The following is a 19474-nucleotide window of genomic DNA, read 5'->3' on the forward strand; positions in this document are numbered from 1 at the left end:
ATAGTAATATTTATTATTGTAAATATAAATAATTCCGTTCTGGGAAAAATGTTTTTCAAGTCACATAATTGCGATTTTTTATTTTTATTGTGATATTTATCACTAAAATCAGTGAACAAAAGGCTGAACTATTTCAGCCTTTTGTTGTAAATGTTTGTCTTAATCGAACGCTTATATCGGCGTTATAGTTAGGAAAACAGAGAAGTTAGCGAATAGGTTAAGCGAGGTTAGTTCTCCTCAGAGCAAAATAATCCAGAATTCCTCCTAAAATGACTCCCAGAGTGCCTATTGCCAAGCTCCATGACAACATTGGGGATATTACGTCGTTAACATGGTGAATATTTAAAAGATATGCTTGAAAATTAGAAGGTAAATAAATTACCACATGCTCTGTAATGAATAGCAGAATGCTTAGGACTAGCCAAATGACAAAGAGTAGAGTGGCGCCTATCATGGTAATAAAGGCCAGTCGGTAATAGTTGCCAAATAGTGTTCGGGGAATAAAATCTTCGGTCTTTTGGGTATAGGTCAGTGTCTTACGGCATGCCAATAATAGTAAAAGCCCGGGTAATCCGACGATAACAGAAAATAGATAAAACATCGGCCAGCCATGTGTTTCAGCAAACCATCCTGCTACAGGGCCAACATACACTCGTCCAACAGCAGATAATGCAGAAAGCAGGGCAAACTGAGTCGCTGAAAATGATTTATTGCACAAGGTCATCAATAGGGCAACAAATGCAGCTGTACCCATGCCACCACAGATATTTTCCAGAAAGACAGCGGCACCCATTGTGTATATATCTTTTGGTGTGACAGCAAGTATCCAGTATCCAAAGTTTGAAACAGTCTGGAGGATGCCGAATATCATCAGTGAACGAAATAGGCACAACTTGTGCATTAAATAGCCCCCATACAAGGCGCCAACAATAGTGGCGGCCAAGCCGAGGGTTTTGTTGATCATGCCGACTTCTGGTGCACTAAAGCCAATACCTCGGATCAGAAATGTTGTACTTAGGGAGATGGCAAAAGCGTCCGCCAGTTTGTATAGCACAATCAATAGCAGGATCAACCACGCATTGTTTCGATTGAAAAAATCAGATAGGGGTTCAAATACGGCTTGATGTAATGTTTTTGGTGGTGCAGCGTTAATTTCTGGTTCTTTTGCTGTCAAGGTGGCATAAATGCCAATCAGCATTATACCTGCCATAACCCAATATATACTTTGCCAGCTGATATAGGTGGTCATTAATAAAGCCAATCCACCGGAAACTAGCATCGCCAGTCGATAACCCAATACCGAAATTGCGGCACCTGATCCCCGTTCTTCCTGTGAGAGTAAATCGGTTTTATAAGCGTCAAAAATGATGTCTTGGGAAGCAGAGAAAAAGGCGACACTAACAGCCAATGCAGCGAGCCACCATAAATGTTGGGATGGCTGGAGGAAACCCATTGCTGCAATGCTGACTATCAGTAAAAGCTGAGTAACGAGCATCCATCCCCGTCGTCGCCCCAGAAATGAGGGCGAATATCTATCCATGGCTGGCGCCCAAAGAAATTTAAAAACATAAGCCTGACCAACCAAAGTGAAAAAACCGATAGTTTTAATATCGATGTTTTCGACAGTCATCCATGCTTGTAATGTTCCAGCCGTAAGCGCAAGAGGTAGACCAGAGGCAAAACCCAGTAAGAGAAGGGTTCGGTATTTGCGTAATGCAGGTAGGTTGAAATAACGATGATTAGTCACGAGCCCTCCAAAACTTTCTGCACATCATCTCATTTTCTTCGAATCAGGCAGAAAGTTTGCTCATTATCTGGTTAGCGAACGTTTTGTTTGATGAAGGTGCTGATTGACGGGTCTTGAGCCATGTCTGCGATCACATCAGATAAGACAGTATTTACTGCTTCAGCTATTTTGGCGTTTGTGGCACTTAATGGCCCCTGAACATTGTAGCTAGTACGATAGTTTTTGGTTTGTTTACTACCGTCTTGCATATAGACAATAATGGAGATCTCTGTTTTTGTTGAAATATCATGGCGCAGGCTCCCCTCTTTCACGTTGGCATATAGCTGATTGACAATGATCTGCAAATTGGCATCGGCAGGAGAACCGATCATATATCCGCGAGCGACCATTTGCTTTTCTAGGGCTTCTTGCAGTAAAAAGCGTAAATCACGGGAAGGAACTAGAGTGATCAATCTTGCATCGCGATTAATTTGGGCGAGGGCTTGAGATTGTCGATGGTCGGCCCCACTAATACTGACTGTGATCGCTTTCATAGTTGGGTCGGCTAGTGGCAGGGTAATTTTGGGTTGAATGTTCAATGTATTGCCAGAATCTGCACAGCCAGTTAAGCCAGCTAAAAAGAAAAGCGTAATCAATGAAGTAAATATTTTCTTTAGCATTTAGGTTTTCTCAATTCAAGGTACGGATACCCGATATAGTAATACAGGTAGTATAAATCGTCGCAATCATAGCATCGCCATTGATAGCGGCATATCCCTAATGATTGAAATATAGGGAGAAATACCTTAATCAAATTCTATTAAAAATATTTGGTTACCCTGATGCTATAGATCACGGGAAATAAACTAGAATCAATTATATGGTTGCTAAATAACCTTTGGTGATAAAGGAGAATGAGATGGTTCGTCAGGAAATAGAAACAAAATTACAGGCGGCATTTAAGCCTTCTCATCTGGAAGTGAGCGACGAAAGTTATCGTCACAATGTGCCAGCAGGTTCTGAAAGCCATTTTAAAGTTATTCTGATAAGCAATGAATTTGTTGAACAGAGAATGATCAGCCGTCATCGTTCAGTCTACAGCGTCTTGGCTAAAGAGCTGGAAGAAGGTGTTCATGCCTTGGCACTTCATACTTATACGGAAAAGGAGTGGGCAGAATTGGAAGATACCTTTTTAGCTTCACCAGCATGTCGTGGTGGGAGTACAACGACGTCAACTTTATGATTTTCCGGTATATCCAATAGCCAGTTTGGTTTTATTTTATTAATCTAGATTTAATTTTAGATGACAGCCTTCGGGCTGTATTTTTGTTTATATGACGATAGCATAAAAACAATAGCGTAATGGAGTCATTGAGCAACGTTTATCACATAAGTTAACGAATCATGCATGCTTTGTGTCTGCAATTCTCGACTCATACTGTCTGCGCCGCTATAATGCTGCGTCTAAATTTTTAGAATGGTTTCGGGACGCTTCTGATCACAGGGATTCTCGGTTTTTAAATGCGACCGCCCCGGTTCTTAAAGAGTACTGTGAGCTTAGGTATTGCAGTTATTCTGAAGTTGACCGAGCACTATGATTTTTTTGAGGTAACAAGATGCAAGTTTCTGTTGAAACCACTCAAGGCCTTGGGCGTCGTGTGTCAATCACCGTTCCTGCTGCCGATATCGAAAAAGCAATTAGCAGTGAATTGGTTAATGTAGCAAAGAAAGTCCGTATCGACGGCTTCCGTAAGGGCAAAGTGCCAATGAAGATCGTTCAGCAGCGTTATGGCGCTTCTGTTCTTCAGGATGTTCTGGGTGATCTGATGCAACGTAATTTCGTTAATGCGATCATTGAGCAGAAAATCAATCCAGCTGGCGCACCAAGTTACAAACCAGAGCAGTTTAAAGAAGGTGAAGACTTCACTTATGCTGTTGAGTTTGAAGTTTATCCAGAAGTTGAACTGACTGGTCTGGAAGAAATTGAAGTTGAAAAACCTGTTGTTGAAGTCAAAGATGCAGATGTTGACACAATGCTGGAAACTCTGCGTAAGCAGCAAGCAAATTGGAAAGAAGTTGACGAAGCAGTAACTGCAGAAGATCGCATAACTGTTGATTTCACCGGTTCTATCGACGGTGAAGAATTCGAAGGCGGTAAATCAACTGATTTCGTTCTGGCAATGGGTCAGGGTCGTATGATCCCTGGCTTTGAAGACGGTATCGTTGGTCACAAAGCTGATGAAGAATTTACCATCGACGTTACTTTCCCAGAAGATTACCACGCAGAAAATCTGAAAGGTAAAGCTGCGAAGTTTGTAATCAATCTGAAAAAAGTTGAACAGCGTGAATTGCCAGAACTGACTGAAGAATTCATCAAACGTTTTGGTGTTGCTGATGGTACTGTTGAAGGTCTGCGTGCCGAAGTTCGTAAGAACATGGAACGTGAACTGAAAAATGCCGTTCGTAACCGTATCAAAACTCAGGTTCTTGATGGTTTGGTTAATGCTAACGAAATCGACGTTCCTGCTGCTGTTGTTGATGGTGAAATCGATGTACTGCGTCGTCAGGCTGCTCAGCGTTTCGGTGGCAATGAGAAACAAGCTTTGGAACTGCCACGTGAACTGTTCGAAGAACAGGCAAAACGTCGCGTAGTTGTTGGTTTGCTGTTAGGCGAAGTTATCAGCAGCAATGAGCTGAAAGTCGACGAAGAGCGTGTTAAAACGCTGATCGAAGAGATGGCTGCAGCTTACGAAGATCCGACTGAAGTTGTTGAATACTACAGCAAAAACAAAGAAATGATGAACAACATTCGCAATATTGCTCTGGAAGAGCAGGCTGTGGAACTTGTTCTGAGCAAAGCTAAAGTTTCTGAAAAAGAAACTGGCTTCAATGACCTTATGAACCAAAATCAACTGGCATAAGTTTCATTAATTGATTGTAAGAGATGATTAAGTCTCACTCTCAATGAGTAAACCCGCAGGCTATGCTTGCGGGTTTTTTATTGTTCTTGAAAAAAACAGATTTAACCTCATATCCTTTCTTACTATTATGTAAGGGCTTACTACTTTTTAAAGGGGAAAAGCCCCTTGTTAGTTAACTTTGAATCATGGTCATCATCGCTTATCTCAAGTAGAATCAGTTATGAATGGCACCAGCGTGAGTTCTATTAGGAGACGGAAATGTCATACAGTGGCAAGCAAGATCAATATGCACCTAACATGTCTTTGGTGCCAATGGTGGTAGAACAAACAGCACGTGGGGAGCGTGCATTCGATATTTACTCCCGTTTATTAAAAGATCGTATTATTTTTCTGACTGGACCAGTTGAAGATCATATGGCGAACCTGATCGTCGCTCAAATGTTATTCTTGGAAGCAGAAAATCCAGAAAAAGATATAAATTTATATATCAACTCTCCGGGTGGGGTTATAACGGCAGGCATGTCTATTTATGACACGATGCAGTTTATCAAACCTGATGTGAGTACTATTTGTATGGGGCAGGCTTGTTCAATGGGAGCATTTCTGCTGACAGCCGGAACAAAAGGCAAGCGTTTCTGTTTGCCGAATTCCCGAGTCATGATTCACCAGCCATTGGGTGGTTTCCAAGGACAAGCTACGGACATTGAAATTCATGCTCAGGAAATACTTAAAGTTAAAGCTCGTATGAATGAGTTGATGGCTAAACATACTGGGCAACCACTTGATAAGATTGCTGTGGACACTGAACGTGACCGTTTCTTATCAGCCGGGGAAGCCGTAGAATACGGACTGGTTGATAATATTTTCACCCAGCGCAGCTAATTTATTGATAATTATTTTATTACTCCGCGCCTGTCCTTTCCAGCGCGTTTTCTTGTGTTGATGCCTTTTTAGGCGGAGTAATAACAGCGTTTTTTCTGTTATGCCAGATAAACTGGGATAACAGCTCATAAAGTGAGGTTGACTGATGACAGATAAGCGCAAAGACGGTTCAGGAAAGCTGCTGTATTGCTCTTTCTGCGGGAAAAGCCAACATGAAGTACGGAAATTAATCGCTGGCCCGTCAGTGTATATCTGCGATGAATGTGTCGATTTATGTAATGATATCATTCGCGAAGAAATTAAAGAGCTGGTACCACATCGTGAGCGTAGCGCATTGCCTACCCCTCATGAAATTCGTCAACATCTGGATGATTATGTCATTGGTCAGGAAGCGGCGAAAAAAGTATTAGCAGTGGCTGTCTATAACCATTACAAACGATTGCGTAATGGTGACACTAATAATGGTGTAGAGTTAGGTAAAAGTAATATTCTGCTGATTGGCCCGACAGGTAGTGGTAAGACGTTGTTGGCTGAAACACTCGCCCGCTATTTAGATGTTCCGTTTACTATGGCTGACGCCACGACATTGACTGAAGCGGGTTATGTTGGGGAAGACGTAGAGAATATTATCCAAAAACTTCTGCAAAAATGTGACTACGATGTGCAGAAAGCACAGCGTGGTATCGTATATATTGATGAAATAGATAAGATTTCTCGTAAATCTGATAACCCTTCAATTACTCGCGATGTATCGGGAGAAGGGGTTCAGCAGGCTTTGCTGAAACTGATTGAAGGCACTGTGGCAGCCGTTCCACCTCAAGGTGGTCGTAAGCACCCACAACAGGAGTTTTTGCAGGTTGATACTTCGAAGATCCTGTTCATCTGTGGTGGTGCTTTTGCCGGTTTGGATAAAGTTGTCAGTCAGCGTTTGAATGTCAGTTCCGGTATTGGTTTTAGTGCTACAGTTAAAGGCGAATCTGAGAAAGCAACAGAAGGTGAATTGTTAGCTCAGGTTGAGCCGGAAGATTTGATCAAGTTTGGGTTGATTCCTGAATTCATTGGTCGTTTACCGGTCGTGGCAACGTTGACTGAACTCAGTGAAGATGCACTGATTCAGATTCTACAGGAGCCGAAAAATGCGCTAACCAAACAGTATCAGGCTCTGTTTAATCTCGAAGGTGTTGAACTGGAGTTCAGAAACGAAGCGCTGACTGCTATTGCGAAAAGAGCAATGGCCCGTAAAACGGGTGCCCGTGGTCTTCGTTCAATTGTTGAAGGTGTTCTGCTGGATACAATGTATGACCTGCCATCAATGGAACACGTAGAAAAAGTGGTTGTTGATGAAAAGGTTGTTCAAGAGAAGTCTGCACCATTATTGATATATAGCAAACCAGATGCCCAAGTTTCTGGTGAGTGAATAAAGTAGGGTAGGAAATACCGACTATCAATACGCATTGAAAAAAAATAAATGAGGGATTCTCCCTCATTTATTTTTTGCAGGTATAGGCTATTGAATGTCGGATTCTTGTCCCCATATATTTTATATTCTTTGAAGTGAAACTCGTGAAAACCGTGTTTCACGAGATTCCTAAAAACTGGCGAAAGCTGTACCCAATAGATTTCGGGTTGCTTTATGGCAGCAAGTCAATAAATCTCCGGGAACATAACTCATTATGTGACTGGCATTAATAGTGACTGGCGTGAATAAGCACAGCCGACGAAGAGGCAACTTGAAAGATGAAGGGCATAAACGAAGAGAGAGCTCTATGAATCCTGAGCGTTCCGAACGCATAGAAATCCCTGTATTGCCTTTGCGCGATGTAGTGGTTTACCCACATATGGTGATCCCTCTGTTTGTTGGGCGTGAGAAGTCGATTCATTGCCTGGAAGCAGCAATGGATCATGACAAACAGGTCATGTTGGTCGCGCAAAAAGAAGCATCTACTGATGAGCCAGGAGTCAATGACCTTTTCTCCGTAGGTACAGTGGCTTCTGTTTTACAGATGTTAAAACTGCCAGATGGCACAGTTAAAGTTTTGGTTGAAGGCTTGCAGCGTGCTCGCATTACCACATTGACGGATAATGGCGAGTATTTTTATGCGCAGGTTGAATATCTTGAAACCCCTAATGTTGATGAGCGTGAGCAAGAAGTTCTGGTAAGAACAGCTATTAATCAGTTTGAAGGTTATGTCAAACTGAACAAAAAGATCCCGCCAGAAGTATTGACATCGTTGCACAGTATTGAAGATGTTGCAAAATTGGCAGATACTATCGCTGCACATATGCCTTTGAAAATCAATGATAAACAGACGGTTTTAGAAATGTCTGATGTTGTTGAGCGCATTGAATATCTGATAGCAATGATGGAATCAGAAATCGATCTGCTACAGGTAGAAAAGCGTATCCGCAATCGCGTTAAAAAACAGATGGAAAAAAGCCAGCGCGAGTACTACCTGAATGAGCAAATGAAAGCAATTCAAAAAGAATTGGGTGAGATGGATGACGCACCTGATGAATATGAAATGCTGAAACGCAAGATCGACGATGCGAAAATGCCGAAAGAGGCGCGCGAAAAAGCAGAAGCTGAGTTGCAGAAATTAAAAATGATGTCTCCAATGTCAGCTGAAGCGACGGTTGTGCGTAGTTATATTGACTGGATGGTTCAAGTTCCTTGGGTTGCGCGGAGCAAGGTTAAAAAAGATTTAGTCAAAGCTCAAGAAGTGCTGGATATCGATCATTATGGTCTGGAGCGCGTTAAAGAGCGTATTCTTGAATATCTCGCAGTACAAAGCCGTGTGAGCAAAATCAGGGGGCCGATACTGTGCTTAGTGGGGCCTCCGGGAGTGGGTAAAACCTCATTGGGTCGTTCCATCGCGCGTGCCATTGGGAGAAAATATGTGCGTATGGCATTGGGTGGTGTGCATGATGAAGCGGAAATTCGTGGGCATCGCCGTACCTATATTGGTTCAATGCCGGGCAAATTGATTCAGAGAATGTCCAAAATTGGGGTTAAAAACCCACTGTTCTTGTTGGATGAAATTGACAAAATGTCATCTGACATGCGTGGTGATCCGGCTTCAGCTTTATTAGAAGTACTTGATCCTGAACAGAATGTGGCGTTTAACGATCACTATCTTGAAGTGGATTACGATCTGTCTGATGTTATGTTTGTGGCAACGTCTAACTCCATGAACATTCCTGATCCATTGCTGGATCGTATGGAAGTCATTCGTCTGTCGGGTTATACCGAAGATGAAAAACTGAACATTGCCAAACGTCATCTGTTGCCAAAACAGATTGAACGTAACGCCTTGAAGAAAGGTGAACTGTCCATTGATGACGGTGCTATTATCGGTATTATCCGTTACTACACCCGTGAAGCTGGCGTTCGTAGCTTAGAGCGTGAAATCTCCAAATTGTGTCGTAAAGCAGTCAAGGCACTGATGATAGATAAGCAGCTTAAACACATTGAAATCAATGCAGATAATCTGAAAGATTATTTGGGCGTGCAGCGAGTGGACTACGGTCGTGCAGATACAGAAAACCGTGTTGGTCAGGTAACAGGCCTTGCATGGACAGAAGTCGGTGGTGATCTGCTAACGATCGAAACAGCCAGTGTGCCGGGTAAAGGTAAATTAACTTATACTGGTTCCTTGGGTGAAGTCATGCAGGAGTCCATTCAAGCGGCATTGACAGTAGTTCGGGCTCGTGCAGATAAACTGGGTATCAGTTCTGATTTCCATGAAAAACGTGATATTCACGTTCATGTACCTGAAGGTGCGACGCCGAAAGATGGCCCAAGTGCAGGTATTGCAATGTGTACAGCATTGGTTTCCTGCTTGACAGGCAATCCAGTTCGCGCTGATGTGGCCATGACGGGGGAAATTACATTGCGTGGTTTAGTCCTGCCAATTGGTGGTTTGAAAGAAAAGCTATTGGCGGCGCATCGTGGTGGAATTAAAACAGTCTTGATCCCATATGAAAATAAACGAGATCTTGAAGAAATTCCTCAGAATGTGATCCAAGATTTGGAGATCCATCCTGTTAAGCGCATAGAAGATGTTTTATCTATCGCCTTGCTGGAGTCAGCATTTGGGGCAGAGGTTGTATCACTAAATTAGTACAAAAATAGTGAGCTAATTCAAGAACTGTGCATAAAATTTAGGTTGGCGAGTACATTCAGACTTGCCAGCCTTTTTTTGTGTCATTAAGTTGGTTTAGTCTAATTATCCGATTAAATGTTTTGCTGTTCCATGATTTCTTGCTAATACTGGAAAGGATTGGTATGTCGGTTGACTGCCGTGTTATTCGTTATAAATCGTTTTTTGTTACAATGGTAAAACTAAGTGGGGATGATAAGAGTGAATAAGTCACAACTGATCGACAAAATTGCTGTTGATGCGAATATTTCCAAGGCAGCAGCAGGACGTGTAGTAGATGCATTCATTTCTTCTGTATCTGAAGCATTGAAAAATGGTGATGATGTCGCTTTGGTGGGGTTCGGTACTTTTACTGTGCGTGAACGTGCTGCACGTACCGGACGCAACCCCCAGACAGGCAAGGAAATCCAAATTGCAGCAGCAAAAGTACCAACTTTCCGAGCAGGGAAGGGACTGAAAGATGCTGTTAACGGATAATGAATAGAAAACTGGCCTTTCACTTTTGCCATGACAGTAAACGTACTGACTGAACAGAGGTGATAGGTTAGAATATAAGCGCATCAATCAATTGGTGCGCTTTTTTTCTCTTAACGTTTGAATTAGCGTAATATGACAGTTTCTTTTTCACTAAAGCGGAGTTTTACGTCTTTATGATGGACAACCTACGTACGGCGGCAAACGGTCCTGTGCTTAAAATTGTGTTGGCTATAATTATCCTGACCTTTTTGGTGACAGGTTTAACAGGCTACCTGTCAAGCGAAAGTGGTAGTTATGCTGCCAAAGTGAATGGCCAAACCATTAGTCGAGCTCAGCTAGAGCAAGCATTTCAGCAAGACAAATATGCATTGCAGGAGAGGTTGGGAGATCAATTCTCAACTCTGTTAAGCGATGAACAGAGATTACAAGATCTTCGGCGCCAGTCATTGGAGCGCCTCATCAATTCAACGCTGATTGAACAATATACCCATAAACTGGGTTTATCAGCTAGTGATGAACAAGTTGCTCAGGAAATACGTAATTTGCCTTTTCTCCTGACCGACGGGAAATTTGATAACAGCAAATATCAGGATTATTTGAATCGACTTGCCTATTCAAACCTGAGTGCTGATAATTTTGCGGAGCAGATCCGTCAGGACCTTATTAATCGTCAATTGATGCAGGTGTTGACAGGTTCGGAAATTGCATTACCGACAGAGATCAAACAGGATGCAGCGCTTGCCCTTCAAGAAAGGACAGTTCGTTTCGCGACTCTTGAGTTGAAATCAATCGAAGCACAGCAAAAAGTGACCGATGAAGAGCTGAAAAACTACTATGGTGCGAATAGTAAGCATTTTACTATGCCAGAAAAAGTTAAAATCAGCTATATCAAGATGGATGCTGCGGATGAACTGAAAAATATCACTATCTCTGATGCTGATATTGATAAATATTATAAAAGTAACCTGTCAAAATATACTAAGCCTGAACAAAAGAAATACAGTTTTATTCAGCAGGACTCAGACTCAGCGGCTAAATCGGTCTTGGATGAGTTAAAAAAAGGTGCTGATTTCAGTCAATTGGCAACAGAAAAATCGACAGATAAATTTTCTGCTCAAAAGGGCGGCGATCTCGGTTGGATGGAAGATAAATCTCTGCCTGAGCAGATTAAATTAGCTAATTTGACTGAGAAAGGACAATTTTCTAATGTCATCAAATTATCCAATGGATATGCTATTTTCCGTTTGGATAATATTGAACCTCAAGTAGTCAAACCATTGGCGGACGTAAGCTTAGAGATAGAAAAAATTGTTAAGCAGGAAAAAGCAGTTGATACATTCTTTGCTTTGCAACGCAAAGTCAGTGATGCTGCAACCAATGACAACGAATCTTTGGCAGCGGCAGAGAAAGCGGCTGGTTATAAGGCTGTGACCACCGACTGGTTCGACCGTGAGCACGTTCCCGCTGACATTAACTTCGGCCAAGTTATTCAGGCTATTTTCTCTGGCAATTTGATGGATGATAAAGGCTCGACAGGAACTAATTCTGATGTCATTTCTGTTGAAGGTGATAGAGCCTTTATTGTGCGCATTGATGATGTGAAACCTGAAGCCGTCCAGCCTTTTGAGCAAGTTAAAACCGAGGTGGCTGAACTGGTCAAGCGTCAGAAAGCCGAAAAACAACTTCAGGTTGAAAGCGAAAAACTGTTAGCAGCTCTGAAAGAAGGTAAAAGTGAATCGGCGTTGAAAGACGAAGGAATTCATTTTGACCAACCCACTGTGATAAAACGCTTGTCACAAACCAGTCAGGCTACCGATGTGGCATTCACCTTGCCTCATCCTAAAGATGGCAAGGTTGAATATGGACTAGCCCAAGACGGATTTGGTAACGCAGTGTTTATTCAATTGGATAAAGTTGTCCCAGGTTCTATTACAAACGAGCAGCTTAAAGAAGTTATGGTAGGATATCAGTATCAAACAGGTAACACCATGCTAGAGTCATTAATGATGAATTTGCGTGATAAAGCTGATATTAAGTTCGGTCAAATCGAATAAAACTGCGAAGTCACTCGCAACTGCTTTTGCAAAATAGCAATTGAAAAAGGCCACTTTCGTGGCCTTTCGTATATTTAAATCATGCCTATTGTCCTGAAATATTGTTATGGCAATCTCTCTTCCGACAACAAAACATGGAGAGATTTATATGAAGTATTTAAGGATATTATTCAACTCACTTATTATGGCTTTGTGTATCAATATGCCGTTATCTCACGCTGCTACGGCAAATGACTCTACTGATAAAATGACTAAGCAACCGATTAATCAGCATAAAGTTACTACCGGAAGCAATGATTCGGAAGGTGGGGGGAAAATAACATCTGGTCAGCAAATATCAGGTAAAGGAAGCCTTAATATCAATACTGCAAATGCGGAAGAATTAGCGAAAGAACTTAATGGGATTGGAGCTAAAAAAGCACAGGCAATCATTGAATATCGTGAAAAATATGGGCCTTTTACGACGATAGACCAATTACAGGAAGTTCAAGGTATCGGCCCTATTTTTATAGAAAAAAACCGGGATAAATTAACTTACTAAGTATTAAAAGCCCTCTTGTTAAGTTATATACCCAATAGATCCCAAGTGATTGCGTAGCCAACAAAGCGATAACTTGAATGATGAAGGGGGAAGCCATTTTATCAAGGGGGCTGTGATTCTGATCAAGAATAACTCGTTAAACACTATTGTAATTAAATTGTTTTGCTATTGTTAATCTCACGATCTGATCAGATGAGTTAACGGGAAAAATAGTAATGAGTACAATTATCAAAGTACGGGGCTATCATATTGACCTTTTCCAGCATGTGAACAATGCACGTTATTTGGAATTTATGGAAGCTGCTCGATGGGATTTACTCGCTGAAGATGACACGCTGGAATGGTTAAACAGTAAAAATATTGGTTTTGTTGTAGTGAATATCAATATTAACTATCGCCATCCCGCAGTGGTGACAGATGAATTGGAAGTAAGATCTTCCATGCAGGAGTTGCGTAACAAAAGCGGTACATTTTTTCAGGAAATTACACGTAGGGGTGATAATAAAATTATTGCAGATGCCTTAACTACATTTGCCTGTATTGATTTGAAAACCCAAAAATCACTCGTTTTAGAAGGTGACTTGCGAGAAAAAATGGAAGCATATAAGGGGTAATTTATCGAAATGAGAGGTTCGTGGAATCGGAACCTCTCAAAGGTAATCATTTATTAAATAAAGCGGTTTGGCTAATTGAGATGTGTTTTGGATTTCATCTCGGCCATAATAGATTGAGTATTATTTAAATAATTACTTAATCCCTTGGCCCGGAGATGGCAAGCAGCACAATCACCACAGCCATCACCTTGAACTCCGTTATAACAAGTGAGAGTTTGACTGCGGACAAAATCCAGTTTTTGATAATAATCAGCCAGCGCCCAAGTTTCTGCTTTGTTTAGCCACATTAGGGGTGTTTCAAAACGAATGTCGCGGGCCATACCAAGGCTGACGGCTTTATTAAGCGCTTTGACAAATTCGTCACGGCAATCAGGGTAACCTGAAAAATCAGTTTCACAAACACCAGTAATAACGCTTTCAGCCTCAACCTGATAGGCGTAGATTGCTGCCAGAGTTAAAAACAGAATATTGCGGCCGGGCACAAAAGTATTTGGGAGAGCACTTTCTTCGCTTGCACTGAAATCTGGCACGGGAATGTTGTCTCTTGTCAGGCTGCTAATTGCAAGCTCATTCAATAAAGTAACATCAAGAACCTTGTGAGCAGCGGCGCCCAATTCTGTGCTGATATGACAAGCTACATCAATTTCAGCTCGGTGGCGCTGTCCATAATCAAAGGTGACACAGTGAACTTCGTCATATTGACGGAGTGCCTGAATTAAGCAAGTGGTGGAATCCTGCCCACCACTAAAGACAACAACGGCTCTTTTCATAATATCTTACCTCTGCAAATTGAAGGAGATATGTTACTCATTACCGTTTAACTTGGGTAGTTGTGTTAGATACTGTGTGATATCACCGATATTATTGCTAATCCATTTTGGATTGTAATAAGTATCGAGGTAACGTTCACCACTATCACACAGCAGTGTCACAATGGCTCCTTGTTGATTGTTATCGTGCATTTGTTTGGCGAGTTGTAGAGCACCCCAGACATTAGTTCCTGTTGATGCGCCTGCTTTTCTGCCAATTAACTTTTCAAGCCAATAAATGGTAGCGATAGAGGCAGGGTCAGGTACTTGGATCATGTCATGGATAACAGAAGGAATAAAAGAAGGCTCTGCGCGTGGACGGCCGATACCTTCGATTTTACTGCCTGTATTTGCGCGAATATCGCTGCGATTCTGATGGTAGGAATCGTAGAAAACAGAATTTTCCGGATCAACAACAATTAATTGGGTGTCGTATCCCTGATAGCGGATGTAGCGGCCAAATGTCGCTGATGTGCCCCCTGTGCCAGCACTCATGACAATGTAAGTTGGTTCCGGAAATGGCTCCAACTGCATCTGGCGAAAGATACTCTCTGCAATGTTATTATTGCCTCGCCAGTCAGTAGCCCGTTCAGCATAGGTAAATTGATCCATATAATGGCCATTTAGCTTTTGTGCCAGACGCTCTGATTCTTGGTAGATGAGTCCGGAGTGTTCTACAAAATGGCATTTACCACCATAGAACTCAATTTCCTGAACTTTACGCTTTGCTGTGCAGGAAGGCATTACAGCAATAAAAGGTAAACCAAGCAAACGTGCAAAATAGGCTTCCGAGACAGCAGTACTGCCGGAAGAAGCTTCAATAATCGGAGTTCCTTCCTTGATCCAGCCATTGGTGAGAGCATAAAGGAATAGGGATCGAGCAAGACGGTGTTTCAAGCTCCCCGTGGGATGAGTGCTCTCATCTTTGAGATAAAGGTGGATACCTGGAAACATAGGAAGATTAAGGCGAATCAGATGGGTATCTGCACTGCGTTGATAATCAGCTTGGATAGCTTTTATGGCATTTGTAGCCCATAAAGACGACATAAATTGACCCTGAATAATAATACTGTTGTGGTGTATAGATTACCTTTACAACTAGAGAAATTGATTGTTATTTTTCTTAGTTTTTCCGTTATATTTGGGAAATATTTCTACAGGATTTAGATATGCTAGACAAAATAGACCGTAAGCTACTGGAACTGCTCCAACAGGATTGTAGTCTATCTCTGAATACGCTGGCCGAAGCTGTTAATTTGACTTCTACACCCTGCTGGAAACGTCTAAAAAGACTTGAAGATGAAGGATATATTGTTGGAAAAGTAGCCTTGCTAAATGGTCCAAAACTTGGGCTTAGTCTGACGGTGATAGTGATGATTAAAACTCAGCAGCACAGTAGTGAATGGTATGAACAGTTTGTTGCATTCATAAAAGAGATGCCGGAAGTTTTAACATTTTATCGAATGGCAGGAGAATATGATTATCTAATGCATGTAGAAGTTGTTGATATGAAAAGTTATGATCGCTTCTATAAACGCATGGTAAATGGGGTTTCTGGCTTGATTGATGTAACCTCCAACTTTGCAATGGAGAAAATAAAATATACAACGGCGTTGCCAATACCAGATTCAGTAATATGAAGATCCTTTTGGTCGGCAGTTGCTCACTCTTTCACTTTTTACCTCGGGAATAGGTGTGTGAGATTATTTTCACAATTAAGCTGGTATTTTATTAGTGAATGGCGGCGCTATTTGGGTGCGGTTATTTTTCTCATCATGATTGCGATACTGCAACTCATTCCTCCTCGCATGATTGGAATGATTGTTGATGGCATTCGCACAGAAACCATGTCGTCCCATCAGCTATTGGTGTGGTTGGGGATGATGTTAATTATCGCGTTGGTTATATATGGACTGCGATATGTTTGGCGTGTATGGCTATTTGGTGCTTCTTATCGATTAGCTGTTAAATTGCGCAGTGATTTTTATCAACGATTGAGTAGCCAGAATCCTGAGTTTTATTTGTGTCACCGAACAGGTGACCTCATGGCTCGTGCAACAAACGATGTTGATAGAGTTGTTTTTGCTGCCGGTGAGGGAGTACTTACTTTAGTCGATGCCTTAGTGATGGGATGTGCTGTCCTTATCGTAATGAGTGTGGAAATTAGTTGGCAATTAACGTTGTTATCACTATTACCCATGCCCATTATGGCGTTGATGATTAAGCGTTATGGCGATCAGTTGCATCACCGTTTTAAATCTGCTCAAGGTGCATTCTCCGCCCTTAATAACCATGCACAGGAAAGCTTAACCAGCATTCGCATGATAAAAGCATTTGGATTGGAAGAATTACAATCCAATCAGTTTGAAGAAGCGGCCATTGATGCTGGGCGTAAAAATATGCATGTCGCACGAGTGGACGCCCGTTTTGATCCCACTATTTTCATCACTGTTGGCGTTGCAAATCTCTTGGCTGTTGGCGGCGGGAGTTGGATGGTTGTACATGGCTCCATGACGCTTGGTGAGCTGACCAGTTTTATTATGTATCTGGGGTTGATGATCTGGCCAATGCTGGCATTGGCATGGATGTTTAACATAGTAGAACGAGGGAGTGCTGCATATACACGTATCCGTAGTTTGTTGCAGGAACCTCTGGTGATTGATGATGGTTATCAGTCCTTATTGTCAGAGCGAGGGATTTTGCAGGCGAATATCAACACATTTATTTATCCCCAAAATGATAAACCAGTTTTGAAGAATATCCGTTTTCAGCTAGATCCAGGGCAGTTATTAGGGCTTTGTGGTTCAACTGGCGCCGGTAAAAGTACTTTACTTGCCTTGTTACAGCGACAATTTGATGTTTCCGACGGAGAAATCCTTTTTCAATCACAGAATATTTCTGTCCTTAAAATGGAAGAGTGGCGTTCACGGTTGGCTATCGTAAACCAAACTCCTTTTCTATTTTCGGATACAGTTGCTGGCAATATTGCGTTAGGACGGCCTGATGCCACCCAAAAACAAATAGAAGAGGTTGCTCGTCTGGCAAGTGTACATGATGATATTTTGCGATTACCTGAAGGTTATCAGACGGAAGTGGGAGAACGAGGTGTGATGCTTTCAGGTGGGCAAAAACAGCGGATATCTATCGCCAGAGCTTTGTTGTTGGATACAGAGATTTTGATTCTTGATGATGCTCTGTCAGCCGTTGATGGGCATACAGAACATCAAATCATGAAAAATCTTAGTCAATGGCGACAGCAGCGCACCATTATCATCAGTGCACATCGACTGTCTGCATTAACTGAAGCAGATAATATTTTGGTGATACAACAAGGTATGATTGCGCAGCAGGGCCAGCATAAGCAACTTATCGTCCAATCTGGCTGGTATTCCGACATGTATCATTACCAACAATTAGAAGCCGCATTGGATGGAGAAAATGACTAATACTCATATGCGCAAGCTATGGCCATCATTAAAGCGGCTGCTTTCTTACAGTAAAAATTACCGTAAGCCAATGCTGATCGCTGTACTGATGTCGTGGATTGCAGCATTGACTGAAGTGAGCGGACCGCTGCTTGTAAGCTATTTTATCGATAATATGGTAGCTACTGGGAATTTGCCGCTTGATGTTGTTAGTGGGCTTGCCGCCGCATTTTTGGTCTTACAGCTTGTTTCTGCTGCTTTACATTATTATCAAAGTTTATTTTTTAATCAGGCATCAGTGGGGGTAGTGCAGCAGCTTCGTACTGATGCGATGGACTCAGCATTGCGTCAGCCATTAAGTGCCTTTGATAATCAACCGGTTGGACAGCTAATATCGCGTGTAACGAACGATACCGAAGTTATTAAGGATCTGTTCGTAAATGTGATCCCTACTGTGTTTCGTAGTTTTGCACTGATTGGAGCCATGCTGATAGCCATGTTTGTTTTAGACTGGCGAATGGCATGTGTAGCAATTGCAATATTTCCTGCCGTTTTGCTGGTCATGTTGGTTTATCAACATTTCAGTACTCCAATTGTGAGAAGGATCCGTGGTTATCTAGCTGATATCAATGATGGTTTTAATGAAGTCATAAATGGAATGACCGTAATCCAGCAATTCCGTCAGCAAGCTCGTTTTGGTGAGAAAATGCTAGCTATCAACCGAGCGCATTATCAAGCTCGTATGCAGGCTTTGCGGTTAGATGGCATTTTGTTGAGACCATTACTGAGCTTTTTCTCTGCGGCAGTATTGTGTGGTCTGCTTTTACTATTTGGACTCAACGGAACAGAAGTCATCGGTGTAGGTGTGTTGTACGCTTTTATCAACTACCTTGGTCGATTGAATGAGCCTCTGATAGAACTGACTGCACAACAATCATTATTGCAGCAGGCTGTGGTTTCAGGTGAACGAGTGTTTGAGTTGATGGATAGCCCGCAGCAGAAATATGGCAGTGATATGCAGCCGTTAGCGAGTGGTAGAATTGATATTGAAAACTTAAATTTTGCCTATCGGAGTAACAAACTGGTCTTGAATAATATCAATCTTCATGTTCCTTCACATGGATTTGTGGCTTTGGTTGGGCATACAGGGAGTGGCAAAAGCACTCTGGCTAATTTGATTATGGGATACTATCCGTGGCAACAAGGCGATATTCATCTTGATGGGCGCCCCATATCTTCGCTTTCTCATGCTGTGCTGCGCCATGGAGTAGCAATGGTACAGCAAGATCCCGTAATTCTGGCTACTTCATTTTTCGATAATATCACTTTAGGACGGGGTATCAGTGAAGAGAAAATATGGGAAGTGTTGGAGGTTGTTCAATTAGCTGAATTCGTCCGTAATTTGCCTGACGGCTTGAATTCTATATTGGGGGAGCAAGGAAATACCCTTTCCGCAGGTCAAAAACAGCTTTTGGCAATGGCGAGGGTTTTAGTACAAACTCCACAAATTTTGATTTTGGATGAAGCTACGGCGAATATCGACTCGGGAACGGAACAATCAGTGCAGAAGGCATTGGGCATGATCCGCAAACAGACTACATTAGTCGTTATTGCACATCGCCTTTCAACTATTATTGAAGCTGACTCTATATTGGTGCTACATCGTGGTGCAATTATGGAACAAGGGCAGCATCAACAGTTACTGGCAAGGCGTGGCCGTTATTACCAAATGTACCAGCTCCAGCAGGTTGGTGAAACTTTGAATGAATCTGTGCACATTTAGTGTGCATATAGGGAGTAGCAATACCTGCTGCTCCTCTTTTTTATCCTTCCTTTAAGATCTCCTCCGATAACAGATTGATCGA

Annotated in this window: 16 protein-coding genes; 12 read left to right on the forward strand and 4 right to left on the reverse strand. The window is 42.0% G+C overall.

Annotation, left to right across the window (positions count from 1 at the left end; genetic code table 11):
• Positions 1–217 precede the first annotated feature (217 nt).
• The gene (gene ampG, locus Xhom_RS11625) at positions 218–1747 is read right to left on the reverse strand and encodes a muropeptide MFS transporter AmpG (RefSeq protein WP_069316835.1); all 1530 of its coding nucleotides are present in this window, start codon (positions 1745–1747) and stop codon (positions 218–220) included.
• Positions 1748–1818: 71 nt separating this feature from the next.
• Positions 1819–2406, reverse strand: coding sequence for a lipoprotein (locus Xhom_RS11630; protein ID WP_069316834.1), 588 nt, complete (start codon positions 2404–2406; stop codon positions 1819–1821).
• Between the two features lie 239 nt (positions 2407–2645).
• Here Xhom_RS11630 and bolA point away from each other — a divergent pair, with 239 nt between their 5' ends.
• From bolA to Xhom_RS11680, 9 genes are all read left to right on the forward strand, one after another.
• Entirely contained in the window at positions 2646–2969 is a 324-nt protein-coding gene (gene bolA / locus Xhom_RS11635) for a transcriptional regulator BolA (RefSeq protein WP_069316833.1), read from the forward strand.
• A gap of 373 nt (positions 2970–3342) precedes the next feature.
• A complete protein-coding gene (gene tig / locus Xhom_RS11645; protein ID WP_069316832.1) occupies positions 3343–4647 on the forward strand; it encodes a trigger factor in 1305 nt (434 codons plus the stop codon).
• A 258-nt stretch (positions 4648–4905) separates the two neighbouring features.
• Positions 4906–5529, forward strand: a complete 624-nt coding sequence (clpP, locus tag Xhom_RS11650) for an ATP-dependent Clp endopeptidase proteolytic subunit ClpP (protein WP_069316831.1) — start codon at positions 4906–4908, stop codon at positions 5527–5529.
• A gap of 145 nt (positions 5530–5674) precedes the next feature.
• Complete coding sequence (gene clpX, locus Xhom_RS11655) at positions 5675–6946, forward strand: ATP-dependent protease ATP-binding subunit ClpX (RefSeq protein WP_069316830.1); 1272 nt, start codon at positions 5675–5677, stop codon at positions 6944–6946.
• A 349-nt stretch (positions 6947–7295) separates the two neighbouring features.
• Positions 7296–9650, forward strand: a complete 2355-nt coding sequence (gene lon / locus Xhom_RS11660; RefSeq protein ID WP_069316829.1) for an endopeptidase La — start codon at positions 7296–7298, stop codon at positions 9648–9650.
• 240 nt (positions 9651–9890) lie between these two features.
• Positions 9891–10166 (forward strand): nucleoid-associated protein HU-beta, encoded by a 276-nt coding sequence (gene hupB, locus Xhom_RS11665; RefSeq protein ID WP_069316828.1) that lies wholly within the window; start codon positions 9891–9893, stop codon positions 10164–10166.
• Between the two features lie 173 nt (positions 10167–10339).
• Positions 10340–12220 carry a peptidylprolyl isomerase gene (gene ppiD / locus Xhom_RS11670; protein WP_069316827.1) on the forward strand — a complete coding sequence of 627 codons (1881 nt, stop codon included), beginning with the start codon at positions 10340–10342 and terminating at the stop codon, positions 12218–12220.
• Positions 12221–12368: 148 nt separating this feature from the next.
• A complete protein-coding gene (locus Xhom_RS11675; protein ID WP_069316826.1) occupies positions 12369–12761 on the forward strand; it encodes a ComEA family DNA-binding protein in 393 nt (130 codons plus the stop codon).
• Positions 12762–12976: 215 nt separating this feature from the next.
• Positions 12977–13375 carry an acyl-CoA thioesterase gene (locus Xhom_RS11680; RefSeq protein ID WP_069316825.1) on the forward strand — a complete coding sequence of 133 codons (399 nt, stop codon included), beginning with the start codon at positions 12977–12979 and terminating at the stop codon, positions 13373–13375.
• A 71-nt stretch (positions 13376–13446) separates the two neighbouring features.
• Here Xhom_RS11680 and queC read toward each other — a convergent pair whose 3' ends face one another.
• Positions 13447–14145 (reverse strand): 7-cyano-7-deazaguanine synthase QueC, encoded by a 699-nt coding sequence (gene queC / locus Xhom_RS11685; protein ID WP_069316824.1) that lies wholly within the window; start codon positions 14143–14145, stop codon positions 13447–13449.
• 33 nt (positions 14146–14178) lie between these two features.
• The gene (locus Xhom_RS11690; protein ID WP_069316823.1) at positions 14179–15231 is read right to left on the reverse strand and encodes a PLP-dependent cysteine synthase family protein; all 1053 of its coding nucleotides are present in this window, start codon (positions 15229–15231) and stop codon (positions 14179–14181) included.
• Between the two features lie 122 nt (positions 15232–15353).
• Between Xhom_RS11690 and Xhom_RS11695 the strand changes: the two genes are divergently transcribed.
• From Xhom_RS11695 to Xhom_RS11705, 3 genes are read left to right on the forward strand one after another with little or no spacing between them, the layout of a single operon-like run.
• Positions 15354–15824, forward strand: a complete 471-nt coding sequence (locus Xhom_RS11695) for an Lrp/AsnC family transcriptional regulator (RefSeq protein WP_069316822.1) — start codon at positions 15354–15356, stop codon at positions 15822–15824.
• A gap of 57 nt (positions 15825–15881) precedes the next feature.
• Positions 15882–17630, forward strand: a complete 1749-nt coding sequence (locus tag Xhom_RS11700) for a SmdA family multidrug ABC transporter permease/ATP-binding protein (protein WP_069316821.1) — start codon at positions 15882–15884, stop codon at positions 17628–17630.
• Positions 17614–19392, forward strand: a complete 1779-nt coding sequence (locus tag Xhom_RS11705) for a SmdB family multidrug efflux ABC transporter permease/ATP-binding protein (RefSeq protein ID WP_069316820.1) — start codon at positions 17614–17616, stop codon at positions 19390–19392. The genes Xhom_RS11700 and Xhom_RS11705 overlap by 17 nt, the downstream gene beginning before the upstream one ends.
• Positions 19393–19474: the final 82 nt, after the last annotated feature.

The sequence above is a fragment of the Xenorhabdus hominickii genome, from assembly GCF_002632725.1.
GTDB lineage: Bacteria > Pseudomonadota > Gammaproteobacteria > Enterobacterales > Enterobacteriaceae > Xenorhabdus > Xenorhabdus hominickii.

Bases quoted from the DNA above. Each gene is read 5' to 3' on its own strand.
- Xhom_RS11675 (WP_069316826.1), top strand. From the start codon at position 12,369: ATGAAGTATTTAAGGATATTATTCAACTCACTTATTATGGCTTTGTGT.
- lon (WP_069316829.1), top strand. From the start codon at position 7,296: ATGAATCCTGAGCGTTCCGAACGCATAGAAATCCCTGTATTGCCTTTG.
- ppiD (WP_069316827.1), top strand. From the start codon at position 10,340: ATGATGGACAACCTACGTACGGCGGCAAACGGTCCTGTGCTTAAAATT.
- tig (WP_069316832.1), top strand. From the start codon at position 3,343: ATGCAAGTTTCTGTTGAAACCACTCAAGGCCTTGGGCGTCGTGTGTCA.
- clpP (WP_069316831.1), top strand. From the start codon at position 4,906: ATGTCATACAGTGGCAAGCAAGATCAATATGCACCTAACATGTCTTTG.
- Xhom_RS11690 (WP_069316823.1), bottom strand. From the start codon at position 15,231: ATGTCGTCTTTATGGGCTACAAATGCCATAAAAGCTATCCAAGCTGAT.
- Xhom_RS11630 (WP_069316834.1), bottom strand. From the start codon at position 2,406: ATGCTAAAGAAAATATTTACTTCATTGATTACGCTTTTCTTTTTAGCT.
- Xhom_RS11705 (WP_069316820.1), top strand. From the start codon at position 17,614: ATGGAGAAAATGACTAATACTCATATGCGCAAGCTATGGCCATCATTA.
- Xhom_RS11680 (WP_069316825.1), top strand. From the start codon at position 12,977: ATGAGTACAATTATCAAAGTACGGGGCTATCATATTGACCTTTTCCAG.
- bolA (WP_069316833.1), top strand. From the start codon at position 2,646: ATGGTTCGTCAGGAAATAGAAACAAAATTACAGGCGGCATTTAAGCCT.
- Xhom_RS11695 (WP_069316822.1), top strand. From the start codon at position 15,354: ATGCTAGACAAAATAGACCGTAAGCTACTGGAACTGCTCCAACAGGAT.
- queC (WP_069316824.1), bottom strand. From the start codon at position 14,145: ATGAAAAGAGCCGTTGTTGTCTTTAGTGGTGGGCAGGATTCCACCACT.
- clpX (WP_069316830.1), top strand. From the start codon at position 5,675: ATGACAGATAAGCGCAAAGACGGTTCAGGAAAGCTGCTGTATTGCTCT.